Genomic DNA, 14,111 nt, shown 5'->3' with positions numbered 1-14,111 from the left:
CTCCGCCGGGCACGGGAGATTGCCTCCGTCGGCGAGGATCGGCGAAAGCAAGGGGCTCGCCCCGCCGTGGCGCCGTTTCCCGCCTTCAGGACCGGGCGGGTTGCGCATCTCGGCCCGCAGCGCGCGGCGTGGTCATAGGCTCCGTGTTCATGAACATAAACGGAGATCCTGGGGCCCCCGAGGTCGAAGACGTGTACGAGATCGGACCACTGACGTACCCCCAGGGGTACGTCAGTGTGTGGAAGGAGCTGAACGGACAGAGGGGCGACGCGCTGATGCACGACCGTGCCATCGTCGCCGTGTACACGGGCACTCCCGAACAACGGGCGGAGAGCAGCCAGCTCTTCCGCGCCTGGGTGGATGCCAACGAGCTTCCGTCGGTGCTGTCCCACTGGGCCAACGTCCTGCGCTGAGGCCAACCCGTCCGTGCTGGGCACTGGCCCACGCGGCCCGGCCGCCGGGCGCCGGCCCGCGCTCGGTGGGAGAGGGCGGGCACGACGTGGTGGAGCGGATGGACCTGCGGCCCAGCCGCTCCACCCGGGCGGCGTCCGGTTTCTGACCTGCCGCCGCCGGACAGTGGGCTCAGGGGGACAGGGGGCTCAAGCGGCGGTGGAGGAGGCAGAATTCGTTGCCTTCCGGGTCGGCCAGGACGTGCCAGTTCTCCGTGCCGTCCTGGCCGATGTCGACGGGGCGGGCGCCGAGGGCGAGCAGGCGTTCCAGTTCGGCCGGCTGGTCGCGGTCGGTGGCGTTGACGTCGATGTGCAGCGGGAGCTTGCCGCTGCGCGGGGTGCTGCTGGGGCTGAGGACCAGCGTGGGCTGCGGGCCGCCGAAGCCGGCGTCCGGCGGGCCGATCTCGATGCTGCCGTCGTCCTCGCGGCCGAGTTCGACGTAGCCGAGGACCTCGCTCCAGAACACGGCGAGCCGTTCCGGCTCGGCACAGTCCAGGACCAGCTCACTGATGCGGCATGCCATGCGGGCCAGTCTATGCGCCGGCCCGCCTCGGACCGCCCCCGCCGCGGCGGGAGTTGCCGAGGGCCGAGGAGATCCATGGCGGACCCCGTCGACACGTTGGTCGCCCACGCGCACGACCCCCGGGCTCGACGTCACCGGGACCTCCACGACGTCGCCGCGCGGGCAGCCGCGAGGGGGTGTCCTGTCGATCGAGCCGGCTCAGGGAGCGAGCGGGGTCCGGTGTCGTGCTTCGCGAGTCGAGGAGGCAGGCGACGCGGAGTGCCGCCGACCCAGGACAACGCGGCGAGGGGCGGCGCCGGGGCACGCGGGCCCGTCATGATCGACAGGCCGCCCCCCAGGCCCCGAATGCGGGGCTCGTCGCGGCGGGACACGCGGGCCTCGTCCGCCTCGGCGCCCCGGTGGCGGCCGGCTTCCACCACTGCGTGGTGCTCCACGTCCCGCGGCGCATCCGCGTCACCCAGGCCGACCTCCACGAGTTCCACTTCCACCGGCTGTACCGGGAGGCGCAGATCATGTCGAGGGACGCCACGACCGCCGCCGTCGACAGCGTCGGCCGCCTCGGCACGGGAGTGCCGCCGCTCCCACAGGCCCCGCTGCCGGCCCGCGCACCGGACACCCCCGGCGCCCTGGTCACCCGCCTCGGCCTCGCCGCGGCCCTGTCCGCCGCCCGGCTCGATCGCCCCGCGCCACCGTCAGTCCTTGCGGGCCAGCACGAAGCCCTGCGGCCCGTCCTCCCGGGGAGCCGGTTCGCGGAGCAGCCGGGCCACCTCGGTCAGCCCGGCCCCGGCCAGCAGGGCGGCGACCCGGTCGGGCGGCATCCGGTAGACGTCCAGGTCGACGGGGTGCCCGTACGCGTGCTCCGGCCGGACCCGCCCCTCGCCCGCCCCGAAGGCGACCAGGGCGTGTCCGCCCGGGGCCAGCACGCGCGCGAACTCCGCGAACACCGCCGGCAGCTCCCCGGGCGGCGTGTGCAGGGTGGAGTACCAGGCGACGACCCCGCCCAGCACCCCGTCGGCCACGTCCAGCGCGGACATCGACCCCACCTCGAAGCGCAGCCCCGGATACGACCGGCGGGCCACCGCCACCATCGCGGGGGACAGGTCCACGCCGAAGGCCCGTACGCCCAGCCCGTCCAGGTGCGCCGTCACCCGGCCCGGACCGCAGCCCAGGTCGGCGACCGCGCGCCCGGCGCCTCCCCCGTCCCCGCCCACGCACTCGGCGAAGGCGGCCAGCATGGCCCGGTCCAGCGGCCTCCCGGCCAGTTCCGTGCCCACCAGCCGCGCGTAGTCGACGGCGACGGCATCGTAGAACGCCCGTACGGAGGCCAGGTGCGAGGAAGCTGTCATGCCCCTGAACAGTAGCCCGCCCGGCGCCCCGGATCATCCTCCGGTGAGCGGATTGGGCAGTTCCGCCCACTGGTCACCGGGCACCCCCGGGCTCAGCCGCATGAGGGTGAGCGCCTTCGTCGGCAGCCGGCCCGTCAGCAGCGCCGCGGTGTCGGCGGTGGCCGGCACGGCCACCGCCTCCGCGAGCGCCTCCGCGAAGGCCCCGGCCGAGCCCGCCGTCGCACCGAGGGCACCCGTCAGCAGGGAGCCGAAGAGCTTGCGGCGCAGGACGGCCACGTCGTCCGTGACCAGCCTGCCCGTGAGCTGCGGCACCGGCAGCCCGTGCGCCCGCAGCCGGGCCGGGCTGATCCGGATGTCGGCCAGGTCGCGGTAGACCAGCCGCAGGGGCTCGCCGTCGGGGGAGACGACGACGAGGAGGTTCTGCCCGTGCGCCTCCAGGGCCACCCCCAGCTCCAGCACCCGCAGGCACACCGACAGGGCGAGCCGGGCGAACCGCGCCCGCCAGGTCGCCGAACGGGCCGGCGGGTACCCGGCCAGGGCCGCCACCGGCAGCACCCGCTCACCGGCGGCCGTGTCCGCGTACGCCTCCGGCGGCTCGCGCAGCACGGCAGCGAGATCGGGGCTGTTCGCGGTCGCCGCCCCCAGGGTGCGGGTGATGTGCAACCGCCCGTCGAGCCGCTCCGCCAGGTCCTCGGCGAAGGCGGACACGGCCGCCCCCGTCTCGATGGAGTAGACCGAGATGTCCCGGACCGAGGACGTCAGCCGGGCGCTCAGCGCGGTTTTCACGTGCGGGCCGCCGTCCGCGGGCGCCAGCGTCCGCAGGGCCATCAGCGGATGCGCGGCGAACCCGGAGCGCACCCGCTCGTGCTTGAGGACGTGCGCCGCCTGCCACGGGTGCACCGGGACCAGGATCCGCCCGCCGTCCCGCAGCCACGCCGGCCAGTCCCCGGTGACCAGGCACTCCTCGGCTCGTACCGGAACCAGCCCGAGCTCGACCACGGGCCGGTGCTCGGGCGCGTACGCCAGCTGCTCGGCGACCGAGAAACCGGGCCGGGAACGGCAGTTGGGGTGGTAGGGATGGCCGTCGACCACCCGCTGCTCCCACTCCCAGGTCGTCCGCGCCGCAGCGTCCTCCCCGGCGGGCGGCTGCCCGGCGCGGGAGAGCGCGAGGGAGGCCGTACTCCCGTCCAGCTCGGCGGCGAAGTCCTCCCCGTGGGGGACACCGAGCGCCCTGACGAGCTGCCCGGCCCGGCGGTGGGGCCTGCCGTCGAGCAGCAGCTCGTTCACGTACGGCCGGGTGGAGTACGGGTCCGGCGGCGGACCCTCCAGCCGGTGGCCCCCCGTCAGCAGCAGCGTGAGCCCGTCCGGGCCCTCCTCCCGGCCCACGACCCACGGCAGGGGCTCGAAGGCCAGGGCCCGCCACAGCCGGGTGAGCACGGCCGCCCGGGCGCCGCTCAGCGCGGCTGCGTACGCGGGTCGCAGTGCGGGCCGTACGGTGGCCAGTTCGGTGGCGACGGCTTCTTCGGCCGCGGAGGAGGGAATGGGCATGCTGGGCTCCGCCTTCGGAATGTCGCTTCACGGGATGATCAAGTAATCATTGCGGATACCGACGATCATGGCCGGTGGTTCCGCTTCGCGGGCCACCGGCCCACCGGATGGACCGAATGGAACCAGTGGACCTCAACGCCGCCGCCGACGCCTACGCCGCCGCTCCGCTCCTGAACTGCCTGCTCCGGGAGGCCGCCGAGCCCGTGGATCCGGCCGGGCCCGGGCCCGACGGGGCGGCCGTGCACCGGCTGCGCGGCAGCGGGCGACTGCTCCGCGTGCGCGGCGGCCGCCGTCCCGTACGCCCCGAACTGCGCAAGGCCGACGGCTGGCACCCGCTCAGCCACACCGAACTGGTCAAACTCGTCTCCGACGAGCTCGGCCGGTTCACCGGTGTGACCAACGACGAACTGCCGGTCGAGATCGCCGACAGCCGCGACGCAGTCGTCGCGCTGCTCGCCGCCCGCGCCGCCGCCGAGCCCCCGGCGGACCCGTACGTGCTCTCCGAGCAGTCCCTGGTGACGGGCCACCCCCACCACCCCGCCCCCAAGGCGCGCGGCGGGGCGCCGGCCGGGAGCTGGCTGCCCTACGCGCCCGAGGCGCACGCCCGGTTCCCGCTGGTCTTCCTGGGGCTGCGCGAGGACAGCTGCGTCGAGGAGGGCGGACGGGCCGCCTCCGAGGCCGTCGACTCCCTCGCCGACCTGCTGGACGGTCCGGCCGCCCCCGCCGGCTACCGGCTGCTGCCCGCCCACCCCTGGCAGCTCGGCCTGGTCGACGACCGCCCCGCCGTGCGCGAGGCCTTCGCCGACGGGCGGCTGCTGCGGCTCGGCGAGAGCCGCCGCCCGGCCTGGCCCACCGCGTCCATCCGCACGCTCCACGTTCCGGATCCGGCGGCCGACCTCTTCGTGAAGTTCAGCCTCGACGTGCGGATCACCAACGACGTGCGCCGGCTGTGGCGGCACGACCTGCTGAAGCTGCGCCGCACCGACGCCGCCGTCGAGGCCGGTTTCGCGGCACTGCGCCGGACCGGCTCGAACGCGGCCTGGCTCGCCGACCGCGGCTACCGCACCGCCTCCTTCGCCTTCGAGGAACTCGCCGTCCTGGTCCGTGACGGCCTGCGCGGCCACACCGTGCCCGGGGCCACGCCCCTGCTGGCGGCCGCGCTCGCCGAGGGATTCCCGGGGAGCCCGCCGGCCGGCGCGGCCGACCCCGTCGCGTGGTGGCGGGCGTACCTGCGCCAGGTCGTGCCGCCGGTGCTCGAACTGTTCGCCCGGCACGGCGTCGTTCTGGAGGCCCACCTCCAGAACACCCTGGTCGCGGTCGACGCGTCGGGCCTGCCCGTGCAGGCCCTCTTCCGGGACGCGGAGGGCGTCAAGCTGCTGGCGGACCTGCCGCGCGCGGACGCCTGGCAGCGCCTGGTGTACTGCCTCGTGGTCAACAACCTGTCGGAGATCGCGGATGCGCTGGCCGATCGGTATCCGGACATCTCCCCGCTCCTCTGGCCCGCGGTACGGGAGGAGTTGCTCCGCTACGACTCCCTGCGCGGGCTCCCCGAGATCGCCGCGCTCCTCGCCGCGCCCGCGCTGCCCGCGAAGACCAACCTGCTGCTGCGCTGGACGCGGGCCGACGGAGCCGACGCCCGCTACCTCCCCCTGCCCAACCCGCTGCGCCCGTAGGCAGTGTCTCGCGACGGGGATCGGGAACCGGCCAAGGTGGGCGGCGTACCATGCCACCCCCTCACCCAAAGGTATAGACCACTGCTAGGTTGGTCGGGCACCGCGCAGTCCTTGACCACCCGTCAGAGGAGAAGCCATGCCCTCCCCCTCGCGGGGCGGCGGCCCGGCCGCCACGCCCAAGTACCAGCGGATCGCCGCAGCCCTGCGCAGCGATCTCGACCGCGCCGCGCACACCCCCGGCGGCAGGCTGCCCTCCGAGCGCAGCCTGGCCGCCCGGTACCAGGTCAACCGGCAGACCATCAGGGCCGCCCTCCAGTACCTGCGCGAGGACGGTCTCGTCGTGACCGGGCGCCGGGGCTCGCGCCCCGCCGTCTCGGCCGAGGTCCTCGCCGCCGCGGCCGGCCCGGTGTCCTTCGCGCCCGCGCCCCCCGCCCCGGCCCTCACCCGGAGCTGGGTGACGGTGGTCACCGTCCCGCCCTCGCTCGCCGTGCTCCTCGGCATGTCGGGCGGGGACCGCACCCTGGTCCACCACCACCGCGAACGGGGCCGGACCGGGGAGACGCTCCGGCACGCCGTCACCTACTTCAGCCCCGACGTCGTCGCGCGCAGCCCCGAGCTGGCCGCCTGCCGCGGCCGCGCCGGGTACGCCCGCGACCAGGACCTGGCCCCCCTGCGGGGCTGGCTGGAGCGGGCCGCGGCGGGCGGCCGCGTCGCCGAGACCATCACCATGACCCGCACCACCCCACCGTCCGACTCGCCCGCTTCCGCTCCGGTCTGCGGGCTGAGCGTGCGGCGCACCGTGCACACCCCCTCCGGCGTGCTCCTGGCCGTGACCGACCTGGCCTTCCCCACCTGGGACCACCTGACGATCCATCGTGACCGCCGTCACTCCGCCACCGCCGGCTTCCGCGTGGTCTGAGCCCTCCCTCCAACCGCCCTCGTACGCCCCGCACGTGAGGTGGATCACGTATGCGTTTGCCGCAGTGAATGTCGGGCATCGGCACAGCTGGAGCGGAGCCTCGCCCTCCGGTGCGGTGCGCCGGGGGGCGACGCGCATGCGGGCGGATCCCGTCCCGCTCCACGGCCGCGCCGGACCGATCCGCGCGAGCCGTTACCGGTACGACCCGTGAGGTGTATGTGTCCACGCTCCAGGCCGAGCACGTCTACAAAGTGTTCGGCAACCGGCCCGACGACGCCGTGCGCGCCCTCGAAGGCGGCGGCGACCGCAGCGAACTGCGCGCCGACGGAGCCACGGCCGCGGTCATCGACGTCTCCTTCGACGTCGAGCCCGGCCAGATCTTCGTCGTGATGGGCCTGTCGGGATCCGGCAAGTCCACGCTGCTGCGCATGCTGAACGGACTGCTCGAGCCGACCGCGGGACGCATCCTCTTCGACGGCCAGGACCTCACCGCGCTCAGCCCGCGCGAGCTGCGCCGCGTACGGTCCACGAAGATATCCATGGTCTTCCAGCACTTCGCACTCTTCCCGCACCGGAACGTTCTGGAGAACGCCGGCTACGGGCTGGAGGTGCAGGGCGTGCCCCGCGCCGACCGCGAGCGCCGGGCCGCGGAGGCCCTCGCTCTGTGCGGCCTCGAAGGCTGGGAGATGGCCTGGCCCGACGAGCTCTCCGGCGGCATGCAGCAGCGGGTCGGCCTCGCCCGGGCCCTGGCCACCGACGCCGATCTCCTGCTGATGGACGAGTCCTTCAGCGCGCTGGACCCGCTGATCCGCCGCGACATGCAGGACCAGCTCCTCGAACTCCAGCGCACCCTGAAGAAGACCATCGTCTTCATCACCCACGACCTCAACGAGGCCATGCGCCTCGGCGACGGCATCGCCGTCATGCGCGACGGCCGCGTCGTCCAGCAGGGCACCGCCGAGGACATCCTCACCCGCCCCGCCGACGACTACGTCGCCTCCTTCGTCCAGGACGTCGACCGCTCCCGCGTCCTGACCGCCGACGCGGTGATGACGACGACCCGCCCGCACCGCCCCGGCGCGGACTCCTGCGGCTGCCCCACCGTCACCGCCGACACCCCGCTCGCCGACCTGTGCGCCGTCAGCGCACGCGTCCCCCACCCGGTCACCGTCACCGGCACCGACGGCGCCGTCGTCGGCTCCGTACCCCAGGACCGCCTCGTCGCCTTCATCGGCGACGAGCAGCGCGCCCCGGTCCGCTGCGCGGAGGTGGCCGCCTGATGCCCCGCCTGCCCCTCGGCGCCTGGGTCGACAGCGGAGTCGACTTCCTCCAGAGCCACCTGTCCTGGCTGTTCGACGCCATCAGCGCCCTCGTCACCGGCCTCTACGACGGCCTCGTCGCCGTCCTCTCGGCGCCCGCCCCGCTGCTGTTCGCGGGCATCCTCGCCATCGCCGCCTGGTGGCTGCGCGGACTGCTCGCCGGGCTGCTGGCCTTCGCCGGTTTCGCACTCGTCGACTCCGTCGGCCTCTGGCCCGACGCCATGTCCACGCTGTCCCTGGTCCTGGTCGCCACGCTGGTCACCCTGGTCATCGCGATCCCCCTCGGCATCTGGGCGGCCCGCTCCGACCGGGTCAGCGCCGTGATGAAACCGGTCCTCGACTTCATGCAGACGATGCCGGCCATGGTCTACCTGATCCCCGGCATCATCTTCTTCGGGGTCGGCGTGGTGCCCGGCATCATCGCCACCATCGTCTTCTCGCTGCCGCCGGGCGTACGCATGACCGAACTCGGCATCCGCCAGGTCGACGCCGAACTGGTCGAGGCCGCCGAGGCGTTCGGCACCACCCCCCGCGACACCCTCGTCCGCGTCCAGCTGCCCCTGGCCCTTCCCACCCTCATGGCGGGCATCAACCAGGTCATCATGCTCGGCCTCTCCATGGTCGTCATCGCCGGCATGGTCGGCGGCGGCGGCCTCGGCGGCGCCGTCTACCGGGCCATCGGCAACGTCGACATCGGCCTCGGCTTCGAGGCCGGCCTCTCCATCGTCATCCTCGCCATGTACCTCGACCGGATGACCGGGGCCCTCGGCCGCCAGGTCTCCCCGCTGGGCCGGCGCACCCTGGCCCGGGCCCGGTCGGTCGCCACCGGCGCCGCCCGCCTGTGGAACCACCGCCCCCAGCCCGCCTACGCCGTCACCGGAGCCGTCGTACTGGCCCTGGTCGCGGGCGGACTGAACACCTTCGGCGGCTCCGGCCGCGAGGAGGGGGCGGAGGGCGCCGACAACATCGGCAAGGGCCGCACCGTCTCCATCGGCTACATCCCGTGGGACGAGGGCATCGCCTCCACCTACCTCTGGAAGGAACTCCTGGAACGGCGCGGCTTCAAGGTCGACAGCCGCCAGCTGAAGGCCGGCGCGCTCTACACCGGCCTGGCCGGCGGCGGCCTCGACTTCCAGACCGACGCCTGGCTGCCCGTCACCCACGCCCAGTACTGGGAGAAGTACGGCAACAAGCTGGAGGACCTCGGCTCCTGGTACGGCCCGACCTCCATCGAGCTCGCCGTACCCTCCTACATGAAGGACGTCCGCTCCCTCGCCGACCTCAAGGGCAAGTCCGGGCAGTTCAAGGGCCGCATCATCGGCATCGAGCCGAGCGCCGGCGCCATGGCCCTGCTGAAGGACAAGGTCATGAAGGAGTACGGGCTGGAGGGCGAGTACCAGGTCGTCGACGGCTCCACCCCCGGCATGCTCGCCGAGCTCAAGCGCGCCTACGACAAGAAGGAGCCGGTGGTCACCGTCCTGTGGTCGCCGCACTGGGCGTACTCCTCGTACGAGCTGACCAAGCTGGAGGACCCCAAGGGCGTCTGGGGCAAGGGGGACGGCATCCACACCCTCGCCCGCAAGGGCTTCGCCGCCGACGAGCCCGAAGTGGCCGCCTGGCTGCGCTCCTTCAAACTCACCGAGGAGCAGCTCACCGGCCTGGAGGCGAAGATCCAGCAGACCGGCAAGGGCAAGGAGCAGCAGGCCGTCCGCGCCTGGCTGAAGGACCACCCCGAGGTCGCCGCGCTGTCCTGACGCGCGGCACACGCAGGAAAGGCGCAGCGAAGCGCCGCAGGCGCCGGGCCCGCGGACCCCGTACGGGGACCCGCGCGCCCGGCGCCCGCGCGCGTACGCGGTCCCGCTCAGGGCACCAGCGCGCGTTGCGCAGCCTCCGCCCCGGTCCCGGTACCGGTACCCGCCGCGGGAAGGGGCGCCGCCGGCCGCGGCCGCACCGGCCACCACAGGGAGCGGCCGAGCAGCACCGCGCACGCCGGCACCAGCACGATCGACAGGACGAACGCCGAGAGCAGGATCCCGAGCCCGGTCGCGAAGCCGATCTGCTGCGTTGCCGCGACCGGGTTGACCGCGAGGCTGCCGAAGGAGGCGGCCAGCACCAGCCCGGCCGTCGCCACCGCGGGCGCCGTGTGCCGCACCGCCCGGGCCACCGAGTCCCGGGCCGACCCGGGCCGCTCCATCTCCTCCCGGATCCGGTCGGTCACCAGGATGTTGTAGTCGGTGCCCAGCGCGACCACGAACAGGAACAGCACCAGCGGCAGTGTGAAGGCCACTCCCGGCTGGTCCAGCCCGTGCTGGAAGACCAGCGTCGCGGCGCCCAGCGTGGCGGCGAACCCCAGCCCCACCGCCAGCATCAGGATCAGCGGGGCGAGCAGGCTGCGCAGCAGCAGGAACAGGATCAGCGCGATCAGCACCGCCGCGACCGGGAACACCAGGCGCAGGTCCTCGTCCACGGCCGCGGACACGTCGGCGAACACCGCCGCGGTACCGCCCACATGGGCCTCGGTGCCGTCCGGCCGGTGCGCGGACACCGCGTCGCGGACCGCGCCGGACGCCAGGTCGCGGGCCTCCTGGCCGTGCGGGTCGGCGTTCGGGAAGAGGTCGATGCGCGCGGCCAGCCGGTCCTCGCTCAGCACCGTGGGGGCGACCTGCCCCACCCCCTCCACCCGGGAGAGCGTCCCGGACAGGGCGTCGACCCGCCCGGTGGTCAGGGGTGCGCCGTCCGACGTGGTGACGTAGACGCTGATCGGATCCGACACGCCGGCCGGCATCGCCCGGGAGATCTCCGCGGCGGTGGCCGCGGCATCGGTCCGCTCGCCGCCCGCCCCGCCCGAGCCGTAGTCCATCCGCATGCCCGCCGTGCCCGCGGCGAGGGCGCCCAGCAGCACCACGGAACCGAGGGCCGCCACCAGGGGCCGCCTGACCAGCCAGCTGCCCAGCCGCCCGGCCGAACCGCCGCGGGGCTCGCGCCGGTGGGCCCGCGAGGGCCAGAACATCCGGCGTCCGGTGACGGCGAGCAGCGCCGGCATGAAGGTGAGGCTGCCGAACAGCATCACCAGCACGGACACGGCGATCGCCGGACCGAGCACCCGGAACTGCCCGAAGGAGGCCACCCCGAGCGTGGCGAACGCCGCCACGATTGTCAGCGCGGCCGAGGTCACCGCCGTACCCACGCGGCCCGAGACCTCGGCCGCCGCGGCCCGCCCCGACTGTCCGGGCAGCCGGCGCAACTGCTCGCGGAAGCGGAACAGCAGGAAGAGGAAGTAGTCGATGCCGATGCCGACCAGGACGACGCTGATCAGCTGCGGGGTGGACGGGTCGAGGGTGACGTCGGTCAGCATCGCGACGCCGACCACCGTGCCCGTCGCGGCACCGCCGATGACGGACACCACGATCAGCGGCAGCAGCGCGGCGAGCAGGCTGCGGAACACCAGCACGTGCAGCAGCACGATGACGCCGAGCATCACGAAGCCGATCACCCGCGCCCGGGTCTCCTCGGCGTCGACCCCGTCGACGGTGGAGGCGAGGCCGCCCGTATAGCCCGTCCGGAATCCGGCCTCGGTGAAACCGGCCCGGGCGTGCTCACGGAAGGCCCGGTAGGTGTCGTGCAGTCCGGGGTCCTGGGGGTTGCCCTGCAGTTCCACCGACAGCAGCCGGAAGCTGCGGTCGGGGGCCGTCATCGCCGGGGCGACCTTCGGGGTCTGCGAGTGGTCCTGGGCGAACGGCGTCTCCTCCTCCGGCTTCGGCATGGCCACCCGGTGGCGGCCCAGCTCCGCGGCCTCCTCGTCGATGCGCCGCTCGTCGGCCGCGCTGAGCGGCGCGCCGTCCGGCCGGGCCACCAGCACGGTCAGCGTATTGGCGTCCGGTTTCACCCCGAACCGTTCCTCGGCGACCTTCAGGGCCGCCGCGGAGTCGTAGGTGGACGGCAGGAAATCGCCGGTGTTGCTCTGGGTGGCGCGGAAGACGAGCGCCTGCCCCAGGATCGTCAGGGCGATGCCGAGCACGGCCCACAGGGCGATCACCTTCCACGGATTCCTCGTCGAGAACCCGGTCAGGGCGCGGATCACGTGACTCCTCAGGTCAGGGGGGCGGACCGGGGGTTCCCGGCCCGACTCCAGACCATCAGCCGGGAGCCGCGCGGACGTCGGCGTACGGGAGGAACCGCACCCCGGGAGCGGGGTCCGGCCCACGGCCCCGACCAGGACCCTGGTCCTGGTCGGCAACCGGTCCACAGGACGGCGGCAGCCCCCGGCCGGGCTGCCAGAATGGAACGAGAGGAACCGGCACGAACCGCCTCCGCACCCGCGGGGGGCAAGCCGGCGGGGGAGGACCGGCACGCATGCACAAAGGCGCCGACAGACTGCGCTGGACGCGCAACGACGCACTGGTGGCCATCGGGGCCGCCGCCGTGGACCTGCTGGGCTTCTCGGTCGGTACCCAGTCCGAAGGCCTGCCCCTCACCCTCCCGGCCGTCTGCGCACTCGTGGCGGCCGGGATGTGCCTGCTCGCCCGCCGCACCCGCCCGGTCCCCGTGCTCGCCGCGGTACTGCTCCTGGAGATCGTGCCCAACGTCGTCGTCCCGGACGTCTCGCCGCACTTCCCGCTCGGCCTGGCCGTCGCCCTCTACTCGGTGGTCCGGTTCAGCCGGCCCGCCGTCGCCGCGGCCGCCGTCGCCCTGACCGTGCCGCTGGCCTCGGCGGGCCAGGGCGGCAGGCTGATTCCCGCCGGCTGGTCCCTCGTCGCCAATGCCGCGGCCGCCGCCCTGGTCGCGGGCGCCGCCCTGGTCATCAACCGCTGGCAGCGGGAGGTCGCCGCCAACCACGCCCTCCAGGCCGAGCGCGCCGTCGCCGAGGAGCGCCGCCGCATCGCACGGGAACTCCACGACATCGTCGCCCACCACATCACCGCCATGCAGCTGATGGCCGGCGGCGCGCGCGCCAACCTGGCGCACGACACCGGGGCGGCCCGCGAGGCCCTCGTCACCCTGGAGGACTCGGGCCGCATCGCCCTGCGCGAGATGCGCCAACTCCTCGACGTCCTGCGGGCCGGTGAAGAAGCGGACGAGGTCCCGCCGGCACCCCAGCCGGGCGCCGCGGACCTGGAACGGATCGTCACCGAGTCCCGGCTGGCCGGAACGGAGACGGAGTTCACCGTCGACGGCCCCGTGCGCCCGCTGCCGCCCAGCGTCGGCCTCACCCTCTTCCGCATCGTGCAGGAGGCGCTCACCAACACCCGCAAGCACGCGGGGGAGGCCCGGGCCCGGGTACGGCTGACGTACCACCCCGACGAGGTCTGCGTCGAGGTGTGCGACGACGGGGCCGGTGCACCGCCGCCTGCCCCCCGGCCCGCCACGGGCAGCGGGTACGGTCTGATCGGAATGCACGAACGCGTGGCCCTCCAGGGCGGAACCCTGGAGGCGGCCGCACGCGACGGCGGCGGATTCCGGGTGGCGGCACGCCTCCCGGTCCCGGCGGGGCGGGGCGGCGAGGGAGGGGAACGACACCGATGATCCGCGTGCTCATAGCCGACGACCAGCCGCTGGTACGGCGGGGCCTCGCCCTGATCCTCGGCCCGGACCCGGAGATCGAGGTCGTGGGCGAGGCCGAGGACGGCGCCCGCGCGGTCGCCCTCGCCGGGGAACTGCGGCCCGACGTGGTCGTCATGGACATCCGGATGCCCGTCCTCGACGGCGTCCAGGCCACCGCGGAGCTGGCGCGGACCCTGCCGTGCGTCCGCGTCCTCGCGCTCAGCACCTTCGACATGGACGAGTACGTGGTCGCCGCCCTGCGCGCCGGAGCGTACGGCTTCCTCCCCAAGGACGTCTCCCCGGAGGAACTCGGCGCAGCGGTCCGCATCGTGCACTCCGGCGAGGCCGCCGTCGCACCCCGGCTGCTCACCCGGCTGCTCTCCGCCTACGTACGGACCCCCGCGCCCGCCCGTTCCGCCGCGGCGGCGGCGGTCCCGTCCGACATGACCCCGCGCGAGCGGGAGATCTGGCAGCTCCTGGCCTCCGGCCTGGACAACGCGGAGATCGCCGCGGACCTGGACATCAGCGTCTCCACCGTCAAGAACCACATCACGGGCATCTTCGGCAAGCTGGGCGTCCGGGACCGCGCCCAGGCGGTGATCGCGGCGTACGAATCGGGCCTGGTGGAGGCCGGCAGCGCGAGCGGTTGATCACAAAGTGCCCCCAAGAGGGCCGGAATCCCCCTGGTGACCGTACCTCTGACCAGCCCGAACACTGGATGATTAGCCCGTGCGGCGGGTGCCCCGTCCATGGCACAGTGCGATCAGCCCAACCGCACGAGCAGGGAGCCTCC

11 protein-coding genes are annotated in these 14,111 nt (G+C 74.2%); 7 read left to right on the top strand and 4 right to left on the bottom strand.

The features are described from left to right. Positions 1-149 precede the first annotated feature (149 nt). Entirely contained in the window at positions 150-413 is a 264-nt protein-coding gene (locus tag AC2RP6_RS04305) for a hypothetical protein (protein WP_486444905.1), read from the top strand. A 169-nt stretch (positions 414-582) separates the two neighbouring features. Here the strand turns inward: AC2RP6_RS04305 and AC2RP6_RS04300 are convergent, their stop codons facing one another. From AC2RP6_RS04300 to AC2RP6_RS04290, 3 genes are all read right to left on the bottom strand, one after another. Continuing rightward, positions 583-972, bottom strand: coding sequence for a VOC family protein (locus AC2RP6_RS04300; RefSeq protein WP_486444904.1), 390 nt, complete (start codon positions 970-972; stop codon positions 583-585). 692 nt (positions 973-1,664) lie between these two features. Next, the gene (locus tag AC2RP6_RS04295; protein ID WP_486444903.1) at positions 1,665-2,318 is read right to left on the bottom strand and encodes a class I SAM-dependent methyltransferase; all 654 of its coding nucleotides are present in this window, start codon (positions 2,316-2,318) and stop codon (positions 1,665-1,667) included. Between the two features lie 33 nt (positions 2,319-2,351). Beyond that, on the bottom strand, positions 2,352-3,866 hold the full coding sequence (locus tag AC2RP6_RS04290; RefSeq protein WP_486444902.1) for an IucA/IucC family protein: 1,515 nt from the start codon (positions 3,864-3,866) through the stop codon (positions 2,352-2,354). A 107-nt stretch (positions 3,867-3,973) separates the two neighbouring features. On the opposite strand from AC2RP6_RS04290, the gene AC2RP6_RS04285 reads away from it, so the two are divergent. The 4 genes from AC2RP6_RS04285 to AC2RP6_RS04270 all read left to right on the top strand — a co-directional run bounded on the left by AC2RP6_RS04285 (position 3,974) and on the right by AC2RP6_RS04270 (position 9,531). Then, the gene (locus AC2RP6_RS04285) at positions 3,974-5,539 is read left to right on the top strand and encodes an IucA/IucC family protein (protein WP_486444901.1); all 1,566 of its coding nucleotides are present in this window, start codon (positions 3,974-3,976) and stop codon (positions 5,537-5,539) included. A 136-nt stretch (positions 5,540-5,675) separates the two neighbouring features. Next, positions 5,676-6,458, top strand: a complete 783-nt coding sequence (locus tag AC2RP6_RS04280; RefSeq protein WP_486444900.1) for a GntR family transcriptional regulator — start codon at positions 5,676-5,678, stop codon at positions 6,456-6,458. Between the two features lie 218 nt (positions 6,459-6,676). Beyond that, positions 6,677-7,738: a quaternary amine ABC transporter ATP-binding protein gene (locus AC2RP6_RS04275; protein ID WP_486450222.1), complete on the top strand. Its 1,062-nt coding sequence runs from the start codon at positions 6,677-6,679 to the stop codon at positions 7,736-7,738. Beyond that, complete coding sequence (locus AC2RP6_RS04270; protein ID WP_486444899.1) at positions 7,738-9,531, top strand: ABC transporter permease/substrate binding protein; 1,794 nt, start codon at positions 7,738-7,740, stop codon at positions 9,529-9,531. Before AC2RP6_RS04275 ends, AC2RP6_RS04270 begins: the two co-directional genes overlap by 1 nt. A 107-nt stretch (positions 9,532-9,638) precedes the next feature. Here the strand turns inward: AC2RP6_RS04270 and AC2RP6_RS04265 are convergent, their stop codons facing one another. Then, entirely contained in the window at positions 9,639-11,858 is a 2,220-nt protein-coding gene (locus AC2RP6_RS04265; RefSeq protein ID WP_486444898.1) for an MMPL family transporter, read from the bottom strand. A 272-nt stretch (positions 11,859-12,130) separates the two neighbouring features. On the opposite strand from AC2RP6_RS04265, the gene AC2RP6_RS04260 reads away from it, so the two are divergent. Both AC2RP6_RS04260 and AC2RP6_RS04255 read left to right on the top strand, forming a co-directional pair. Continuing rightward, the gene (locus AC2RP6_RS04260) at positions 12,131-13,300 is read left to right on the top strand and encodes a sensor histidine kinase (RefSeq protein ID WP_486444897.1); all 1,170 of its coding nucleotides are present in this window, start codon (positions 12,131-12,133) and stop codon (positions 13,298-13,300) included. Further along, positions 13,297-13,968, top strand: a complete 672-nt coding sequence (locus AC2RP6_RS04255) for a response regulator (RefSeq protein WP_486444896.1) — start codon at positions 13,297-13,299, stop codon at positions 13,966-13,968. Before AC2RP6_RS04260 ends, AC2RP6_RS04255 begins: the two co-directional genes overlap by 4 nt. Positions 13,969-14,111 lie beyond the last annotated feature (143 nt).

Source organism: Streptomyces sp. WAC03905 (genome assembly GCF_057371075.1).
This window is presented reverse-complemented; position numbering and strand designations above follow the sequence as displayed.